Consider the following 19,555-nt stretch of genomic DNA (forward strand, 5'->3'; position numbering starts at 1 on the left):
AATAGAACGCGACTCGTTGCTAATTTACTCAATTGGCGCTAGGTTGAAATCCTGTTATAGTGATCCTTAAATAATACATAAACATAACATATAAAATAAGTGAACTTATGGTTAGCACTTTTAATTCAATCTCGGGCTCGAAGCGCAGCCTGCACGTGCAAGTAGCGCGTGAAATCGCTCGTGGAATCTTGTCTGGTGAACTGCCACAAGGTTCTATTATTCCTGGTGAAATGGCGTTGTGTGAACAGTTTGGTATCAGCCGAACGGCACTTCGTGAAGCAGTTAAACTATTGACCTCTAAAGGTCTATTAGAGTCCCGCCCGAAAATCGGCACTCGTGTAGTCGACCGTGCATATTGGAACTTCCTTGATCCTCAACTGATTGAATGGATGGACGGCCTAACCGACGTAGACCAATTCTGTTCACAGTTCTTAGGTCTTCGCCGTGCGATTGAACCTGAAGCGTGTGCACTGGCGGCTAAATTTGCGACCGCTGAGCAACGTATCGAGCTTTCAGAGATCTTCCAAAAGATGGTCGAAGTAGATGAAGCTGAAGTGTTTGACCAAGAAAGTTGGACAAACATCGACATTCGTTTCCACAGCTTGATCTTCAATGCAACAGGTAACGATTTCTACCTGCCATTCGGCAATATTCTGACGACCATGTTCGTTAACTTCATCGTGCACTCTTCTGAAGAGGGCAGCACATGTATCAATGAACACCGTAGAATCTATGAAGCGATTATGGCTGGCGACAGTGAAAAAGCTCGTACAATGTCAGCGGCTCACTTGCAAGATGCTAACCACCGTTTAGCCACTGCAAGCTAAACACGGTTTTCAACTTCATTTGAACCAGTCAAAAAGGTATGCCAAGTGCATGCCTTTTTTGTTTTTAGAAAGCGTGTTGCACCATGTGTGGCACTGTTTTGGTTCACCCCCGCTTAACTCCTTCTTAAGTCAGTTCCTTCTTGTATACGCCTAGCGGTCGTTCTCTTTACCATCAAAATAAAAATAATATTACGCTCGATATTCGTTTTAGACACTCGAGCTCCCCCCAAATAATTATGCGTCATCCATGATTTTTCATTTTTGTATATTTTTAATCCGCCATCGTTTGAACAGGATATGCCGCTTCAATATGGATTAATTTAAGTTGAATTCTAATGAAATTGTCCACTCTCAATAGATAAAAACACTGGTTTATTGTGTGATAAATGAGGGGGATTTAGCTCAGATTTGGCTTTTATTATTTTTGATAATTTTATATTTATATGTGTTTGGTTGTATTTGTTAATAAGTGTGCAAAGTCTCATTTTTTTTATAAGTCTTTGATTTTAATGGGTGTGATGTTCTTTGGTCTTGGTTTTTTGAGTTTTCATCTCAAACACCAGTAATTTCCTTAATGGATTGGCCATATTCCATCCTATGTCATATATATAATTAACTTAATCAATCAAAATAAGATCGCCATCACTTATTTGGATTATTGTACTACAAATAAAGTTTGAGATTTCCTATAGTCCTCGTAACAAAATACAACGGACAAAGGATACACGATGGAACTCAACACGATTATTGTCGGCATTTATTTCCTATTCTTGATTGCGATAGGTTGGATGTTTAGAACATTTACAAGTACCACCAGTGACTACTTCCGCGGGGGCGGTAACATGTTGTGGTGGATGGTTGGTGCAACCGCCTTTATGACCCAGTTTAGTGCATGGACATTCACCGGTGCGGCAGGTAAAGCGTATAACGATGGTTTTGCAGTAGCGGTCATCTTCGTAGCCAACGCATTTGGTTACTTCATGAACTTCGCATATTTTGCTCCAAAGTTCCGTCAACTACGTGTAGTAACGGTAATCGAAGCAATTCGTATGCGTTTCGGTGCGACTAACGAACAAGTGTTCACTTGGTCTTCAATGCCAAACAGTGTTGTTTCTGCCGGTGTATGGTTAAACGCACTAGCAATCATCGCTTCTGGTATCTTCGGTTTCGACATGACAGCAACTATCTGGATTACCGGTTTGGTTGTATTGGCAATGTCTGTAACGGGTGGTTCATGGGCGGTAATTGCATCTGACTTTATGCAGATGGTTATCATCATGGCAGTAACCGTGACATGTGCTGTTGTTGCTGTTGTTCAAGGTGGCGGTGTTGGTGAAATCGTGAATAACTTCCCTGTAGCGGAAGGCGGTTCTTTCCTTTCTGGTAACAACATTAACTACTTAAGCATCTTCAGCATTTGGGCATTCTTCATCTTCGTGAAGCAGTTCTCTATTACTAACAACATGCTTAACTCTTACCGTTACCTAGCGGCTAAAGACTCAAAGAACGCGAAGAAAGCGGCGCTACTAGCGTGTGTGCTAATGCTTTGTGGTGTATTTATCTGGTTCATGCCTTCTTGGTACATTGCAGGTCAAGGTGTCGACCTAGCAGCAGCTTACCCAGATGCAGGTAAGAAAGCGGGTGACTTTGCCTACCTATACTTCGTACAAGAGTACATGCCAGCAGGTATGGTTGGCCTTCTAGTTGCGGCGATGTTTGCAGCGACAATGTCTTCAATGGATTCTGGTCTAAACCGTAACTCGGGTATCTTTGTTAAGAACTTCTATGAACCAATCGTTCGTAAAGGTACGGCTAGCGAAAAAGAACTAGTAACGGTTTCTAAGATTACTTCTGCCGTGTTTGGTATTGCTATCATCCTTATTGCACAGTTCATCAACTCGCTTAAAGGTTTGAGCCTGTTCGATACCATGATGTATGTAGGCGCACTGATCGGCTTCCCAATGACAATTCCTGCATTCCTTGGCTTCTTTATTAAGAAGACTCCGGACTGGGCTGGTTGGGGTACGCTAGTGGTTGGTGGTTTTGTTTCTTACTACGTGGGTTTCGTTGTTAACGCTGAAATGGTGTCTTCAATCTTCGGTCTAGAAGAGCTAACAAGCCGTGAATGGTCTGATGTTAAGGTTGCTATCGGTCTGATTGCTCACATTACGCTGACAGGTGGTTTCTTCATCCTATCAACTCTGTTCTACAAGCCATTAACTGAGAAGCGTCAAGCAGACGTTGATAAGTTCTTCGGTAACCTGTCTACTCCATTAGTTGCGGAGTCAGCAGAACAGAAAGTACTGGATAACAAACAGCGTGAAATGCTTGGTAAACTGATTGCGGTAGCGGGTGTCGGTATCATGCTAATGGCTCTACTCACTAACCCAATGTGGGGACGTCTAGTCTTCATACTTTGTGGTGTGATTGTTGGTGGTGTTGGTGTGCTATTGGTTAAAGCGGTCGATGACGGCGGCAAGCAAGCGAAAGCAGTAACTGAAAGCTAATACATAGAAAACGATTATAATAGAATGCGACGACTCGAAAGGGCGTCGCATTTTTTTTGCTCTGCGAAACGGAAAAACGGTCAGGTGGAAGATATCTGACCTAAATCACGAAAACTGTACAAAATGGTTCAATCGAACCGAAATAGATTTAATTGTCCTACAATAAGACGTATATTGTTGCTAATTCCTTTCAATCAACTTGAAAAATAAGTGAGTTAGAATGAGCGACCAAAAATCTCTTGATGCAATCAGGAAGATGAAGCTGGAGAATGATACTTCAGCAGGTAATCTTGTAGACCTACTCCCTATCGAAGTACAGAAACGTGACTTCGACCTATCATTCCTAGACAACTTGAGCGAAGCACGTCCACGTCTTCTTGTTCAAGCAGATCAGTTAGAAGAATTCAAAGCGAAAGTGAAAGCTGATGAAGCTCACTGCATGTTTGATGATTTCTACAATAACTCGACAGTTAAGTTCCTTGAGACTGCTCCTTTCGAAGAGCCTCAAGCGTACCCAGCTGACACGGTAGGCAAAGCTTCTCTATGGCGTCCTTACTGGCGTCAAATGTACGTTGATTGCCAAATGGCACTAAACGCGACACGTAACCTAGCAATTGCTGGTGTTGTGAAAGAAGACGAAGCGCTAATTGCTAAAGCAAAAGCTTGGACTCTAAAACTGTCTACGTACGATCCAGAAGGCGTGACTTCTCGTGGCTATAACGATGAAGCGGCTTTCCGTGTTATCGCGGCTATGGCTTGGGGTTACGACTGGCTACACGGCTACTTCACAGATAAAGAACGTCAGCAAGTTCAAGATGCTTTGATTGAGCGTCTAGACGAAATCATGCACCACCTGAAAGTGACGGTTGATCTATTGAACAACCCACTGAACAGCCACGGTGTTCGTTCTATCTCTTCTGCTATCATCCCAACGTGTATCGCGCTTTACCACGATCACCCGAAAGCAGGCGAGTACATTGCATACGCACTAGAATACTACGCAGTACACTACCCACCATGGGGCGGTGTAGACGGCGGTTGGGCTGAAGGTCCTGACTACTGGAACACGCAAACGGCATTCCTAGGCGAAGCATTCGACCTATTGAAAGCATACTGTGGCGTAGACATGTTCAACAAAACATTCTACGAAAACACAGGTGATTTCCCGCTTTACTGCATGCCTGTTCACTCTAAGCGCGCGAGCTTCTGTGACCAGTCTTCAATCGGTGATTTCCCAGGTCTAAAACTGGCTTACAACATCAAGCATTACGCAGGTGTTAACCAGAAGCCTGAGTATGTTTGGTACTACAACCAACTGAAAGGCCGTGATACTGAAGCACACACCAAATTCTACAACTTCGGTTGGTGGGACTTCGGTTACGATGATCTTCGCTTTAACTTCCTTTGGGATGCACCTGAAGAGAAAGCACCATCGAATGACCCACTGTTGAAAGTATTCCCAATCACGGGTTGGGCTGCATTCCACAACAAGATGACTGAGCGTGATAACCATATTCACATGGTATTCAAATGTTCTCCGTTTGGCTCAATCAGCCACTCTCACGGTGACCAAAACGCATTCACGTTGCATGCATTCGGTGAAACGCTAGCGTCAATCACTGGCTACTACGGTGGTTTCGGTGTTGATATGCACACGAAATGGCGTCGTCAAACGTTCTCTAAGAACCTTCCACTATTTGGCGGTAAAGGTCAGTACGGCGAGAACAAGAACACGGGCTACGAAAACCACCAAGATCGCTTCTGTATCGAAGCGGGCGGCAACATCTCTGATTTCGACACTGAATCTGATGTGAAGATGGTTGAGGGTGATGCAACGGCATCTTACAAGTACTTCGTTCCTGAAATTGAATCTTACAAGCGTAAGGTCTGGTTTGTTCAAGGTAAAGTATTCGTAATGCAAGACAAGGCAACGCTTTCTGAAGAGAAAGACATGACTTGGCTAATGCACACAACTTTCGCAAACGACGTGGCAGACAAGTCTTTCACTATCCGTGGCGAAGTTGCGCACCTAGACGTAAACTTCATCAACGAGTCTGCTGATAACATCACGTCAGTTAAGAACGTTGAAGGTTTTGGCGAAGTTGACCCATACGAGTTCAAAGATCTTGAAATCCACCGTCACGTTGAAGTGGAATTCAAGCCATCAAAAGAGCACAACATCCTTACGCTTCTTGTTCCTAATAAGAACGAAGGCGAGCAAGTTGAAGTGTCTCACAAGCTTGAAGGCAACACGCTAATGCTAAATGTTGATGGTGAAACGGTTTCAATCGAACTGTAATTCGCTGAAGCAACAGAAGCTAGATACTAAAAACTCCGAGTGAAAGCTCGGAGTTTTTTTGTTTGCACAGAACAGGCAGTAGCCTACGAGGTGGGAAGAGGTTGCGTTGGTTAGTTAGAGGCTAAGTAGCAAGAGTGCCAGGCTTAGTAAGTGGCGACAAAACTTGGTTTAAAACCCGTGTTCAGTAAACCTTACTAAGGCTAGGGCAGTGACTGTCTTCCAATAATTTGTCAACTACTGACAGTGGGCAGCCTTAATCTTGTCTGAAAAAAGGGACGGCAGGTTAATAATCGTTATTGGAGTGGCTTATTCTCATTAATCGTATGACATTTAGAGTGCATTATTTCATCAATAGGTTATTTTTTGATTGGGATATCGCTCTTGTAAGTACAAAGCGTGACCATATTTTCTCGTAAAGTGAATCCCCGTCACAACTTGCGTCTAAGCATTGAAGGATTACCCTAAAACTATTGCGTAACGGAAAAGACGTCGTTATTATAATGACCATATAATCATACAATACTATATTTGGAGTTTGAACATGACTAAACCTGTAATCGGTTTCATTGGCCTAGGTCTTATGGGCGGCAACATGGTTGAAAACCTACAAAAGCGCGGCTACCACGTAAACGTAATGGATCTAAGCGCTGAAGCTGTTGCTCGCGTTACAGATCGCGGCAATGCGACTGCATTCACTTCTGCTAAAGAACTAGCTGCTGCAAGTGACATCGTTCAGTTTTGTCTTACAACTTCAGCTGTTGTTGAAAAAATCGTTTACGGCGAAGACGGCGTTCTAGCTGGTATCAAAGAAGGCGCAGTATTAGTAGACTTCGGTACTTCTATCCCTGCTTCTACTAAGAAAATCGGCGCAGCTCTAGCTGAAAAAGGCGCGGGCATGATCGACGCACCTCTAGGCCGTACTCCTGCACACGCTAAAGATGGTCTTCTGAACATCATGGCTGCTGGCGACATGGAAACTTTCAACAAAGTTAAACCTGTTCTTGAAGAGCAAGGCGAAAACGTATTCCACCTAGGTGCTCTAGGTTCTGGTCACGTTACTAAGCTTGTAAACAACTTCATGGGTATGACGACTGTTGCGACTATGTCTCAAGCTTTCGCTGTTGCTCAACGCGCTGGTGTTGATGGCCAACAACTGTTTGACATCATGTCTGCAGGTCCATCTAACTCACCATTCATGCAATTCTGTAAGTTCTACGCAGTAGACGGCGAAGAGAAGCTAGGTTTCTCTGTTGCTAACGCTAACAAAGATCTTGGTTACTTCCTTGCTCTTTGTGAAGAGCTAGGTACTGAGTCTCTAATTGCTCAAGGTACTGCAACTAGCCTACAAGCTGCTGTTGACGCAGGAATGGGTAACAACGACGTACCAGTAATCTTCGACTACTTCGCTAAACTAGAGAAGTAATCGACGTACGACCTCGCTAGGGTATTGCCTGTCTTTTTAGGCGGCGATACCTCAGCGAGGTTCGTTTTTATCTGCCATACCCAACCCTTTGTTCCCTCGTTAAACTCTTCTACTTCTACTTCTACTTCCTCAGCTACACCTACTCAAAACTCTGTTCAACTTTGTTACTGCCTCAATTCCTATTTTTGTTTCTATATCTATATCTACTTGTAAATTCAAAGCCTTCTAGCACCAACTCACTCACTTTTCCTCGCAAGCTTAAACCAGTGCACTTAACTGATTGTTGGCGATGGCTTAACACCGCTCGTATATCGGGTCTGAAAAGAAAGTAAAAAAAACCCACACAGCTGGTGACTGTATGGGCATGTTCGGACGAGCCGTCTGGAAAAACAAATGATCAATAGAAAGTGAAAAAACGAATAACGAGATCCCCCGACAGTTTCTACGTTAAACGAGTTCAATGACCTTAAAGCGGCTGCTTCAATTATCACTTTGAACTGAACAAAAGCATCCAGAAAGAACTTAAGTTATGATTCAAATACACCATAACTTAAGGCTTATTGTATTACAAATAAATTTTAAGATTGAATGCCTTGAGTGAATGGTTGGTTAGTGACAATGTGACCTAAGGCTCACTTTCCTAGTCAGGTGACCGAAAGTGATATGAATAATTTGAGTGGAGGCATTATCGGCGAAGTTGTGAGGTAATCATCTGAAAGTTGATCATTTTTAATTGGTTAATTATTCCTTTCTAATCATGTTAAAAGTTCAAACTCATAAATGATACCTATGTCACAGGGTGATTTTAACCAGTTTTGATATGTCAAGATTGCTCACAGAAAGTGCAGTAAATTAAACATACAATATTAATTAAATTGATGGTTGTGACGATGGAACGGCATGAACAAGTTTTGCTTCCCGTATCTTCGAATATCTAAAAAATGACCATTTCATTCGGATAAAAATAATAGACATAGGTTGATATGGATTATGAGTTTTATGAATTCAAAATTGTCTCTAGGGTTTAAAGGAAAATTGATTTTAATGGTGGCGATCGTCAGTTCCAGTGCCTTGGCATTTACGAACTGGTTCACGCTTAACTTGGCGACTGATCAAGTAAACCAAACGATTTATAACGAGATTGATCACTCGTTAACGATAGAAATTAATCAGATTGAAAGCACCGTCCAGCGCACCATCGATACGGTCAATTCCGTTGCACAAGAGTTCATGAAATCCCCATACCAAGTACCAAACGAAGCGCTGATGCATTTTGCCGCTAAGCTCGGTGGTATTGACAAGATTGTAGTGGGTTTTGATGATGGTCGTTCTTACACTTCTCGTCCTTCAGAGTCTTTCCCAAACGGTGTTGGAATCAAAGAAAAATACAACCCAACGACTCGTCCTTGGTATCAACAAGCGAAATTGAAATCAGGTTTATCTTTTAGTGATCTGTTTTTCACCAAGAGTACTCAAGTACCTATGATTGGTGTGACTTACACCTATCAAGATCGCGTCATCATGGCAGACATTCGATTTGATGATTTGGAAACTCAGCTCAAACAGCTAGATAGCATCTACGAAGCCAAAGGTATCATCGTGGATGAGAGAGGGATGGTAATTGCATCCACAATAGAAAACGTGCTTCCACAGAGCAATATATCTTCTGCTGACGCCTTAATGAAACTCAATGAAGCTATTGAACTACCTGACCAATTCATTGAAGGTATGATTGATGGTAATCAGCGAATCTTGATGGCTAAGAAGGTCGATATTGGCAGCCAGAAAGAGTGGTACATGATTTCTAGTATTGATCCTGAACTTGCGCTCGATCAGCTGAATGGTGTGATGTCGGATGCTCGAATGCTGATTATTGCCTGTGTGTTGGGGTCGGTCATATTGATGACTTTACTCCTGAATCGTTTCTACCGCCCAATCGTGTCATTGCGTAAGATTGTTCACGACCTTTCTCAAGGTAATGGCGACCTGACCCAAAGGCTCGCAGAGAAAAGTAATGACGACCTAGGACACATCGCCAAAGACATCAACTTGTTCATCATTGGCTTGCAAGAGATGGTTAAAGACGTGAAATTCAAGAACTCAGATCTTGATACCAAGGTATTAAGTATTCGAGAAGGCTGCAAGGAAACCAGCGATGTACTGAAAGTTCATACCGATGAAACGGTTCAGGTGGTCTCTGCGATTAATGGATTGTCCGAGGCTTCAAGTGAAGTCGAGAAGAACTCACAGTTTGCGGCAGAAGCAGCGCAAGATGCGGCCGTGTCCAGTGACGAGACTAAGCAAATTAACACTGTGACCGAAACGTACATCAGTGATCTTGAGAAGCAAGTTTGTACGACGTCGGATGATATTCGTTCTATGGCCAATGAAACACAGAGCATCCAGTCGATAGTGTCTGTGATTGGTGGTATTGCTGAGCAAACCAACTTGCTTGCGCTGAATGCATCCATTGAGGCGGCGAGAGCAGGCGAGCATGGACGAGGTTTTGCTGTCGTGGCTGACGAAGTCCGTGCGCTAGCAAACCGAACTCAAATCAGCACCTCTGAAATCGAAGAGGCGTTATCTGGGTTGCAATCTAAATCGGATGGCTTGGTTAAATCGATCGAGTTAACGAAGAGCAATTGTGAGATGACTCGTGCTCAAGTTGTGCAAGCGGTAAACATGCTAGCGAAGCTGACGGAACAGATGAAAACCGTGAGTCGTTTCAACAACGATATCTCTGCTTCTTCTGTCGAGCAAAATGCCTTGATTCATAGTATCGCTAAGAACATGCATAAGATTGAAAGCTTCGTTGAGGAACTCAATAAGCTAAGCCAAGATCAACTGACAGAGTCGGCTGAAATCAAAACACTGAATGGCAGCGTTAGCGAGCTAATGAGTAGCTTTAAAGTCTAACGTTTCTATTAATAAACACTAAAAATCAATGTTTTAATTGTGGCTTTTAGCCTGAGAGCCACTCCAAACCTGTCGAGTTTAGAGTGGCCTTTCTGCGTTGTTTTTGTCTCTAAATCCTCGGTAGCGCCACCTCATATCACCTCATTTGTCGCATCTCACATTATGATAAATAGATAATTGACATAAAATAGTACAAATATATCTTATCACTCTACTCTTATGGATAAGTGAGATAAATGTGAATAAGCCAACCCTCATCGTCGCTCTCGCTTCACTCACCTATGGCTGCGGTTGAAGCAGTTCAAATAGCTCAAGTGATAGCGATGACCCTTCTGATAACACCAGTCCAGGAACGTCTTATGGCGTTGTTGCGCCTTATGATATTGCTAAGTATCAAAACATCCTCTCCAGTTCTGACCTTCAGGTATCGGATCCTAACGGCACAGAGGGCAACAAAACCTCTGAAGTGAAAGATGGCGATTTCGATGGTTACATCAGTAATTACTTTTACGCAGATGAAGAGACGGAAAACCTAATTTTTAAAATGGCGAACTATAAGATGCGTTCTGAGGTTCGTGAGGGAGAAAACTTCGATATCAATGAAACGGGCGTAAGACGAAGCTTGTATGCGGAAATAAGCTTACCTGATATCGAGCATGCAATGGCGAGTTCACCTGCCGACCATGATGAAGTGACGTTGCTGCAGATACACAATAAGGGGACTGATGAGAGTGGCACCGGTTACATTCCTCATCCATTATTGCGTGTGGTTTGGGAGCAGGAGAGGGACGGCCTTACCGGTCATTATTGGGCGGTCATGAAGAGCAATGCGATTGATTGTAGCAGTGCGGCTGACTCTTCGGATTGTTATGCCACGTCATACAATCGCTACGATTTAGGTGAGGCGGAATTGGACAGTTTTACCAAATTTGATCTTTCTGTTTATGAGAACACACTGTCGCTCAAAGTGAATGATGAAGTAAAAGTGAATCAAGACATCGCTTACTGGCAGCATTTATTGAGCTACTTCAAAGCGGGTATCTATAACCAATTTGAGAATGGTGAAGCGATTGCTTACTATCAGGCGTTGAGATACACCACGACTCAAATCGATGGATCAAACGATTGGGACATTAATGATTGGAAGCTGACTATTCCACCGAGTAAGAATGATTGGTATGGAAGCGGTGGTGACAGTGCTGCTGAGTTAGAACCAGAACGTTGTGAATCGAGTAAAGATCTTCTTTCAAATGACAGCGATGTGTACGACAGTGATATTGATCTTTCTTACTTCAATACTGATGAAGGAAGAATGCACTTTAGAGCGGATATGGGATACGGCACCTCTACCCAAAACTCTAGCTATATTCGCTCTGAGCTCAGGGAGTTGTATCAAAGCAGTGTTCAACCGGATTGTAGCACCAGCGATGAAGATACAAGTTGGTATTTGGACGACACTAGAACGAACGCTACCAGTCACGAGTTAACCGCAAGCTTGCGAATTGAAGATTACCCGAACATCAACAATCAAGATCCAAAAGTGGTACTTGGACAAATTCATGGTTGGAAGATCAATCAAGCATTGGTGAAACTGTTATGGGAAGGCGAGAGTAAGCCAGTAAGAGTGATACTGAACTCTGATTTTGAGCGCAACAACCAAGACTGTGATCATTGTGACCCGTTCAGTGTCGAGTTAGGGACTTATTCGGCAAGTGAAGAGTGGCGATATACGATTCGAGCCAATCCAGAAGGTATCTACTTGGCGACTCATGATTTAGATGGAACCAACACCGTTTCTCATTTAATCCCTTGGGGACAAGATTATACAGACAAAGATGGCGACACTGTGTTGTTAACCTCCGATTGGACATCGACAGATATTGCTTTCTATTTCAAAGCGGGCATTTACCCTCAATTTAAACCTGATAGCGGCTATGCTGGTGAGGTGTTCGATGTCAGCTTTAGTTCTCTTAGAGCGGCACACTATTGATTGAGTCGAGATTTAAGCCGTTCCTACATTAAATTAAAAGATCACATTAATGTGGTCTTTTCGGTTTTTAGGGAGAGATAAATCGGCGTTTTCTGATTGCTGGGAACTCGTCTTATTGAGTTTATAGCTCGCACATTCAGTGGAGGAGAGCCGTAGATGACGAGCTTATTTTGTATTCTAAATTTCTATATATTGTCTTTTATCAATAGGAAGTGTGATCCAGTTAAAGCATAGAAAAATCGGAAAGTGTTCCCAGTCTCATTTATTCAATGAAATATTTTATTTGTATTATAAGATTACGTAATATTTTCATGTTATCGCAAATACTGAGAGGGGAACCGCCTTATAGCTCGTGTTTGCTGATTTAGCTTTCACTTACGAACGCTGTCTTTGTATTATAATAATGGATTAAATATGAAACAAATTACTCTAAAAACCTTACTCGCTTCTTCTATTCTACTTGCGGTTGGTTGTGCGAGCACGAGCACGACGACTGCTGATTTTCCAAATAACAAAGAAACGGGTGAAGCGCTTCTAACGCCAGTTTCAGTTGCCGCTAGTAGCCATGATGGTAACGGCCCAGATCGTCTTATTGACCAAGATCTAACCACACGTTGGTCTTCAGCGGGTGACGGTGAGTGGGCAATGCTAGATTATGGTTCAGTTCAAGAATTTGACGCTGTTCAAGCATCTTTCAGTAAAGGTAATGAGCGCCAATCTAAGTTTGATATCCAAGTGAGTGTCGATGGTGAAACCTGGACGACGGTACTTGAGAACCAACTGAGTTCTGGTAAAGCTATCGGTCTTGAGCGTTTCCAATTTGAGCCTGCGGTAAAAGCACGTTACGTAAGATATGTTGGTCACGGCAACACCAAAAACGGTTGGAACAGTGTGACAGGATTAGCCGCAGTTAACTGTAGCATTAACGCATGTCCTGCTAGCCATATCATCACTTCAGACGTGGTAGCAGCAGAAGCAGTTATTATCGCTGAAATGAAAGCGGCAGAAAAAGCACGTAAAGCAGCGCGTAAAGATCTACGCTCTGGTAACTTCGGCGTAGCAGCGGTTTACCCTTGTGAGACGTCAGTTGAATGTGATACTCGCAGCGCACTACCTGTTCCGACAGGCCTACCAGCAACACCAGTTGCAGGTAATGCACCGAGCGAAAACTTCGACATGACTCATTGGTACCTGTCTCAGCCATTCGATCATGACAAAAACGGCAAGCCTGATGATGTGTCTGAGTGGAACCTTGCAAACGGTTACCAGCACCCAGAAATCTTCTACACAGCGGACGATGGCGGCCTAGTATTCAAGGCTTATGTGAAAGGTGTACGTACCTCTAAAAACACTAAGTACGCACGTACTGAGCTTCGTGAGATGATGCGTCGTGGTGACCAGTCTATCAGTACGAAAGGTGTTAACAAGAACAACTGGGTATTCTCAAGTGCACCTGAATCTGATTTAGAAGCTGCGGCAGGTATCGATGGCGTTCTAGAAGCGACATTGAAAATTGACCACGCGACAACAACGGGTAATGCGAATGAAGTAGGTCGCTTTATCATTGGTCAGATTCACGATCAAAACGATGAGCCGATTCGTTTGTACTACCGTAAATTGCCAAACCAACCAACGGGCGCAGTTTACTTTGCACACGAAAGCCAAGACGCAACAAAAGAGGATTTCTACCCTCTAGTGGGCGATATGACGGCTGAAGTGGGCGAAGATGGTATCGCGCTTGGTGAAGTGTTCAGCTACCGCATTGATGTTAAAGGCAACACGATGACGGTAACGCTAATGCGTGAAGGCAAAGACGATGTTGTACAAGTGGTTGATATGAGCAACAGCGGCTATGACGTTGGCGGCAAGTACATGTATTTCAAAGCGGGTGTTTACAACCAAAATATCAGCGGCGACCTAGACGATTACTCTCAAGCGACTTTCTACCAGCTAGACGTATCGCACGATCAGTATCAGGAATAATGAATAAGTTGAATTTACAACTAAAATGGCAGCTATTATTAGCTGCCATTTTTTCATTACCGATAGGACTACTTTTATTTAATCCTAAGGCTTCGCTCTACAAGTTTTGGGTTTTAGGATACTTCGTCAATAAAAAAGGTTCAACGCGGATTAGCGGGAACTAAAAAAAACGGCAGTAAGTGATATGGTTTAGTCGCCAAACAAAAACCATACACAAACGACCGTTTTCATGCCGAATCATACTTTCCTACCTTCATTCTGGGAAGGTTTTCAAATAATAAAGTCTCATCAGACAGCATCACTTATTACCCTGACTCTTAAACCTAACTCTGAGGCTAAGTGCCTTTGTGGTCTCGAGGCCGAGGCTATTCATGAGTATCAATGGCGTCATGTAAAAGAGGCCATGTTGCTCGGTGTTCTTGTTGAACTTTCTGTTTAAACACGAAGAATTAAGTGTCGTAACTGCGGCATAAAAACAGAATCTCTATCTTGGTTGGAGCTTTAAGCTCGTATAACGGAGTGCCTAAAAAGATATATAGAACAAATGCTTACTGAAGATAAAAGCGGCTTTCCCCGGAAAGCCGCGATGAACCATAAAAAAGGCTTAGAAATTTATAAGCCTTTTTAAAGAATGGATAGTCACCATGTTTAAAATGAGTATGTAACACCAACGCGTGTTTTTAACTGACGTTCATTCTCTTCCGCTGAGCCGTAATCTGATGTCCAAAATTCAACATAAGGTCTTAGGTTATCGAATTTATAGCCGATTTTTACACCTAAATCCCATTCCCAATCTTCACCATTCGCTTTGACTTGATCTTCGTAGCTTTTGACGTAGTTCGCCTCATAACTTAATTGAAGGTTTTTTAAATCTTCGTCTTGGAATTTATAAGCGCCAGTCAATGTAAATTTACCTTGCTGAACAGTCTCACCAGCTAATGCTATTTTGTCGCCGTTAACTTTTGTGAGAGAACTGCTTGAACTGTCTGTGTAGTTTTGGAATTCATGACGGTAACGAAGAGCCGTTGTTAGACCGAAGTCAGCTTTATACCCAACACGAAACTGTGGTTTAAATGTTGTTTTTTCATCGCCGAACGTAATAGGCATACCTGGCTGCAAATACCACTTTTCATCTAACGCATAACGAACACCCCAATCAAACTCAGAATCTCCGCGTTCCAATTGGTTATATATATCGCCTTCTGCATTTGGAGCGAACTTTTGTTCAACGCTAAAATATAGCTTTGTCTCGTCTGCTATTTTCGTACTTCCGCCAATTTTAATACGATGCGCGTATTTATCGTCTTCATGCTTATGTTCTGCACGGTAATCAAGAGTTGCGCCAGTCGCTGTGCCTGCAAGAAGAGTTGTAGCAACAATTGCAGCAATTTTTGTAACAGAGTTCATACCTTTGTCTCACTATTATTTTTTATTTTGGATACATCCAATATACCCATGGCTCACAATTTAACACTATAAATGGTATTAAATTAATGTATGACAAATATGGTATTTATTACCGCTTAGTATTTCTGTGATATCTATCAAGAAGTTCTGAATAATGGAGTGAATATATAGTTAAATGTAATGAATGTCCCAGTTTTGCGCCTATTTATTAGGTTGAGCATGACTCGCTTCTCATATTTATAATGCTTGAGAATATACGAAATTAAAAATGTTAAAATAAGACAAATATTCGATTTATCTTTGGGGTTTGGTGGTGATGGCAACCTTGGTTGTTACGAGTGGCTGCTTTATCCAAGAGATCTTGTTCGAAAAGATAAGAGCTGTATTTGAGTGTGTTTAACAAGCTGTTAACCCTAATTTTTGTGGTTGGACTATTTAAATTGAAGAAAATATTTAGTACTAATTCGTGTTCAAAAGTGGTTTCTGTACTGAGTGTGTACTCGGTATCTGTTAACAATAAAGGATGAGTCATGTTTAAGAAAAACATATTAGCAGTGGCGCTATTAGCGACTGTACCAATGGTTACTTTCGCAAATAACGGTGTTTCTTACCCCGTACCTGCCGATAAATTCGATATGCACAATTGGAAAATAACCATACCTTCAGATATCAATGAAGATGGTCGTGTTGATGAAATAGAAGGGGTGGCAATGATGAGCTACTCACATAGCGACTTCTTCCATCTGGATAAAGATGGCAATCTTGTATTTGAAGTGCAGAACCAAGCGATTACGACTAAGAACTCGAAGAATGCACGTTCTGAACTGCGTCAGATGCCACGTGGTGCAAACTTTTCGATTGATACTGCTGATAAAGGAAACCAATGGGCACTGTCTAGCCACCCATCTGCCTCAGAGTACAGTGCGGTTGGTGGAACGCTGGAAGCGACATTAAAAGTCAATCATGTCTCTGTGAACGCTAAATTCCCAGAGAGATATCCAGCTCATTCAGTCGTTGTTGGTCAGATTCACGCTAAAAAACATAATGAGTTAATCAAAGCTGGAACTGGTTACGGGCATGGTAATGAACCACTAAAGATCTTCTATAAGAAGTTTCCTGGCCAAGAAATGGGTTCAGTATTTTGGAACTATGAGCGTAACCTAGAGAAAAAAGATCCTAACCGTGCCGATATAGCTTACCCTGTTTGGGGTAACACTTGGGAAAACCCAGCGGAACCGGGTGAAGCAGGCATTGCTCTTGGTGAAGAGTTTAGCTACAAAGTGGAAGTGAAAGGCACCATGATGTACCTAACGTTTGAAACAGAACGTCACGATACGGTTAAGTATGAAATCGATCTGAGCAAGGGTATTGATGAGCTTGATTCACCAACGGGTTATGCTGAAGATGATTTCTATTACAAAGCGGGCGCATACGGCCAATGTAGCGTGAGCGATTCTCACCCTGTATGGGGGCCAGGTTGTGGCGGTACTGGCGATTTCGCTGTCGATAAAAAGAATGGCGACTATAACAGTGTGACTTTCTCGGCACTAAAGTTGAACGGCAAATAGTACATAAGGCTAGTTAGAAACAGGCCTTAAGGAATGTTTTCGAAGACCACTGAACCGAATGTTGAGTGGTCTTTTTGTTTTCTATGAGATTTAAGATGAGCCGGGTATCAGCGAGAGTACAATGAAGCTTACCAATGAACGGTACAGCTGAAACAATACAACCTTGTCAAAAGACAAGGTTGTAATCAGAAAGCGTAGAAAGATTTTAGGACGGCGACTCGATACCGGACTTAGTCATACATCAACTCTTTAGCTTTGTCGGCATCAAACTCCTTTAGAGACTTTCGAGCTAAGTGACGGAATGGGAAAGCTTTAACGACTTCTTCGAATGGTTGGATAGCAAAGGCCCAAAAGATAGAGCCATCTAAACCAAAGATGATCAATGCACACAATGGAATTGAAATTACCCATTGACCAGTAAAGTTGATTTTGAAGACTGCGGTCGTTTTTCCTAGTGCTCTTAGTACATTCCCATGAACCGTGTTGTAGCCACGAACAATTGGCAAGAATATGTAGAGTGGGGCGATAACGGCCAATGCTTGATAGGTAGATTCATCCAAGTTCGGGTAAATGTCACCAATGACCAGACTTAATCCTGCGAATAAGAGTGCACAAACGAAAGAAATGACGACTGCAATATCGATACTGGTATCGACGTTTTTGACTAGGTCATCCATCTTTTTGGAGCCAATCGCTTGGCTGATAGTAATCGCGGAAGAGTGAGCCCAAGCGGTAATAAATTGAGAGACAGCCCTGATCCAAGGCATCACCAAAGTAATCGCTACGTAAGCGTTGATGTTAAGTTGCGAATACAACAATTGATATATCGTTGCGCCAATCAAAAGCATGGTCACGTTCGCTGCTACAGGGAATATTTCGATAAAGTGACGGCGAACGTTGGTAAAGAATTCAGAGCGCTGAGCGTCTAATTTGAGTGAAATCGCTGAGCTTAAATGCACGCACAAAACCAAATACAGCAAGCGGATCGTTATTGCAATAATGCTGCCTAATGCAGCGCCTTGTACTCCAATCCCTTCAAAATTAGAAAAACCATGAATCAGCACATATGAGAGTACAGCATTGATAGGCAGTTCAATTAAGTAACCTTTGAATGGGACTTTAGTTCTGCCTAGCGCATTAAATAAAGCAATGATCACCTGCGTTAACGCGGTAAAAATAACGATGTATTTCGAGATGTCTAGATAGCGGCTGATTTCTAAGTGAAGGGAAGCGTCATCTGTTAAAGCTTGAATCAAGGGTTGTTCGAAAAAAGTAAGTAGAAGCCAAAATAGTGTTGCTACGCCAAGGTTGATAAATAACCCTGCCCAAAATGCTTTAGATAATGATGCGGCGATGCCAGAGCCCACTGCGCGGCTTAATACTAACTGAGTACCGTTTGCCAGCGCCATTTGAATTCCCAGTACAAAGGCAACGATAGTCGTCGCAATCCCCATTGCAGCTAAAGGGATTTCACCAAGAGGAGAGACAAGCAGTGTGTCGATCATCAACATCGACTGCATCAAGATACCGTTTAAGGCGAGGGGCCAGGCGAGAGAGAAATTTTTCCTTACGTACGATTGTGAAGACACAAACAACACCTTATGTGTATAACCGTAAGCTTTCTCTGAGGTGGCGGAGTAGAGCGTTTAAAGAAGAAAACACTACGGTAGTTGATGGTTAAAAAATGGGTGCTAAAACAAGACTGACTTGTGTCTTTGAAAAACAAGTCAGTTTGGTTAATCTCGGTTATGCGATGGCTAATTCAACCCTAGAGAGCTTTTGGTTCTCATCGTCTAGCAGGACTTGAGAAGCAATTCGAGCTTGCTTGGCATCGCCAGACATTATTGCGTCGTAAATCGCTTTGTGTTCTTCTAAACAGAAGCGACCGCCTTCAGCGGAGTGGTCGATAAACTGCTTGAAGATAGTCGACAGAATGTTCGCGAATGGAATGTAAAATTGATTACCTGTCGATAAGAAAATCGTTTGGTGAAACAGGTGATCGTTGGTCGTCCACTCTTCATAATCGAAGCTATTTGCTGCGATGGTCATTTTCTGGAAAAGAATCGAAAGCTCTTTGCGTTGCTCTACAGTTGCATTGGTTGCAGCGAGCGCACACGCTTCCGGGTCAATCGCTTTTCTTAAGCCTAAAAATTGAGACAAGAAGGGTTTAGTATCTTCTAAATCTTGGATCCAGTACAGCAATTGCGGGTCCAAGAAGTGCCACTGTGTTCTCGGTTTGATACGAGTGCCCACTTTTGGCTTCGACTCGATTAAACCTTTTGCCGAAAGTAGCTTAGTTGATTCTCGAAGGGCAGTTCTGCTCACTCCAAAGATTTCGCACAGCTCCATTTCGCTGGGTAACTTTTGATTTTCTTCTAACTCGCCTGACAAGATCTTGCGAGCAATTTGTCTCGCCACTTGAACATGAATTCGGCGGCTTGAATCTTCCACCAATGTAAATATTGACATTTAAACCACCTGAAATTGAAACTTTGAAAACACTAAAAGCCAGACGAATCTGGTGTTTAGTGTCAGTGTATACGTCGAATTTAGTGTGAGGTTTTCCCTCATCTACTCGGGTCTGTTAACCTTATATAGTGTGGCGAACTTAAATCGCTGAGTGAGCTTATATAAA

At 42.7% G+C, this 19,555-nt stretch carries 10 protein-coding genes and 1 pseudogene; 8 read left to right on the forward strand and 3 right to left on the reverse strand.

Annotation, left to right across the window (positions count from 1 at the left end):
* The first annotated feature begins 107 nt into the window (after window positions 1–107).
* From AB4585_RS17045 to AB4585_RS17075, 7 genes and pseudogenes are all read left to right on the forward strand, one after another.
* On the forward strand, window positions 108–827 hold the full coding sequence (locus AB4585_RS17045) for a FadR/GntR family transcriptional regulator (RefSeq protein ID WP_017066445.1): 720 nt from the start codon (window positions 108–110) through the stop codon (window positions 825–827).
* Window positions 828–1,555: 728 nt separating this feature from the next.
* Entirely contained in the window at window positions 1,556–3,334 is a 1,779-nt protein-coding gene (locus AB4585_RS17050; RefSeq protein WP_102332117.1) for a sodium:solute symporter family transporter, read from the forward strand.
* 220 nt (window positions 3,335–3,554) lie between these two features.
* Entirely contained in the window at window positions 3,555–5,633 is a 2,079-nt protein-coding gene (locus AB4585_RS17055) for a DUF4962 domain-containing protein (protein WP_372155713.1), read from the forward strand.
* A 541-nt stretch (window positions 5,634–6,174) separates the two neighbouring features.
* Entirely contained in the window at window positions 6,175–7,056 is an 882-nt protein-coding gene (locus tag AB4585_RS17060) for an NAD(P)-dependent oxidoreductase (RefSeq protein ID WP_004733521.1), read from the forward strand.
* 1,044 nt (window positions 7,057–8,100) lie between these two features.
* Entirely contained in the window at window positions 8,101–9,972 is a 1,872-nt protein-coding gene (locus AB4585_RS17065) for a methyl-accepting chemotaxis protein (RefSeq protein ID WP_372112272.1), read from the forward strand.
* 238 nt (window positions 9,973–10,210) lie between these two features.
* Window positions 10,211–11,962: pseudogene (locus AB4585_RS17070) on the forward strand (polysaccharide lyase family 7 protein).
* 414 nt (window positions 11,963–12,376) lie between these two features.
* Window positions 12,377–13,945, forward strand: a complete 1,569-nt coding sequence (locus AB4585_RS17075; protein WP_372155712.1) for a polysaccharide lyase family 7 protein — start codon at window positions 12,377–12,379, stop codon at window positions 13,943–13,945.
* Window positions 13,946–14,593: 648 nt separating this feature from the next.
* Here the strand turns inward: AB4585_RS17075 and AB4585_RS17080 are convergent.
* On the reverse strand, window positions 14,594–15,352 hold the full coding sequence (locus AB4585_RS17080) for an oligogalacturonate-specific porin KdgM family protein (protein WP_114633649.1): 759 nt from the start codon (window positions 15,350–15,352) through the stop codon (window positions 14,594–14,596).
* 530 nt (window positions 15,353–15,882) lie between these two features.
* On the opposite strand from AB4585_RS17080, the gene AB4585_RS17085 reads away from it, so the two are divergent.
* Window positions 15,883–16,920, forward strand: a complete 1,038-nt coding sequence (locus tag AB4585_RS17085) for a polysaccharide lyase family 7 protein (RefSeq protein WP_372170387.1) — start codon at window positions 15,883–15,885, stop codon at window positions 16,918–16,920.
* A 230-nt stretch (window positions 16,921–17,150) separates the two neighbouring features.
* Here the strand turns inward: AB4585_RS17085 and AB4585_RS17090 are convergent, their stop codons facing one another.
* Both AB4585_RS17090 and AB4585_RS17095 read right to left on the reverse strand, forming a co-directional pair.
* Complete coding sequence (locus AB4585_RS17090; protein WP_081322222.1) at window positions 17,151–18,518, reverse strand: MATE family efflux transporter; 1,368 nt, start codon at window positions 18,516–18,518, stop codon at window positions 17,151–17,153.
* A 148-nt stretch (window positions 18,519–18,666) separates the two neighbouring features.
* A complete protein-coding gene (locus tag AB4585_RS17095) occupies window positions 18,667–19,389 on the reverse strand; it encodes a FadR/GntR family transcriptional regulator (protein WP_017063624.1) in 723 nt (240 codons plus the stop codon).
* Between the last annotated feature and the right edge of the window lie 166 nt (window positions 19,390–19,555).

It is taken from the genome of Vibrio sp. 10N.222.49.C9, assembly GCF_041474985.1.
Lineage (GTDB): Bacteria > Pseudomonadota > Gammaproteobacteria > Enterobacterales > Vibrionaceae > Vibrio > Vibrio crassostreae_C.

Bases quoted from the DNA above. Each gene is read 5' to 3' on its own strand.
- AB4585_RS17075 (WP_372155712.1), top strand. From the start codon at position 12,377: ATGAAACAAATTACTCTAAAAACCTTACTCGCTTCTTCTATTCTACTT.
- AB4585_RS17080 (WP_114633649.1), bottom strand. From the start codon at position 15,352: ATGAACTCTGTTACAAAAATTGCTGCAATTGTTGCTACAACTCTTCTT.
- AB4585_RS17060 (WP_004733521.1), top strand. From the start codon at position 6,175: ATGACTAAACCTGTAATCGGTTTCATTGGCCTAGGTCTTATGGGCGGC.
- AB4585_RS17055 (WP_372155713.1), top strand. From the start codon at position 3,555: ATGAGCGACCAAAAATCTCTTGATGCAATCAGGAAGATGAAGCTGGAG.
- AB4585_RS17050 (WP_102332117.1), top strand. From the start codon at position 1,556: ATGGAACTCAACACGATTATTGTCGGCATTTATTTCCTATTCTTGATT.
- AB4585_RS17065 (WP_372112272.1), top strand. From the start codon at position 8,101: ATGGTGGCGATCGTCAGTTCCAGTGCCTTGGCATTTACGAACTGGTTC.
- AB4585_RS17045 (WP_017066445.1), top strand. From the start codon at position 108: ATGGTTAGCACTTTTAATTCAATCTCGGGCTCGAAGCGCAGCCTGCAC.
- AB4585_RS17095 (WP_017063624.1), bottom strand. From the start codon at position 19,389: ATGTCAATATTTACATTGGTGGAAGATTCAAGCCGCCGAATTCATGTT.
- AB4585_RS17085 (WP_372170387.1), top strand. From the start codon at position 15,883: ATGTTTAAGAAAAACATATTAGCAGTGGCGCTATTAGCGACTGTACCA.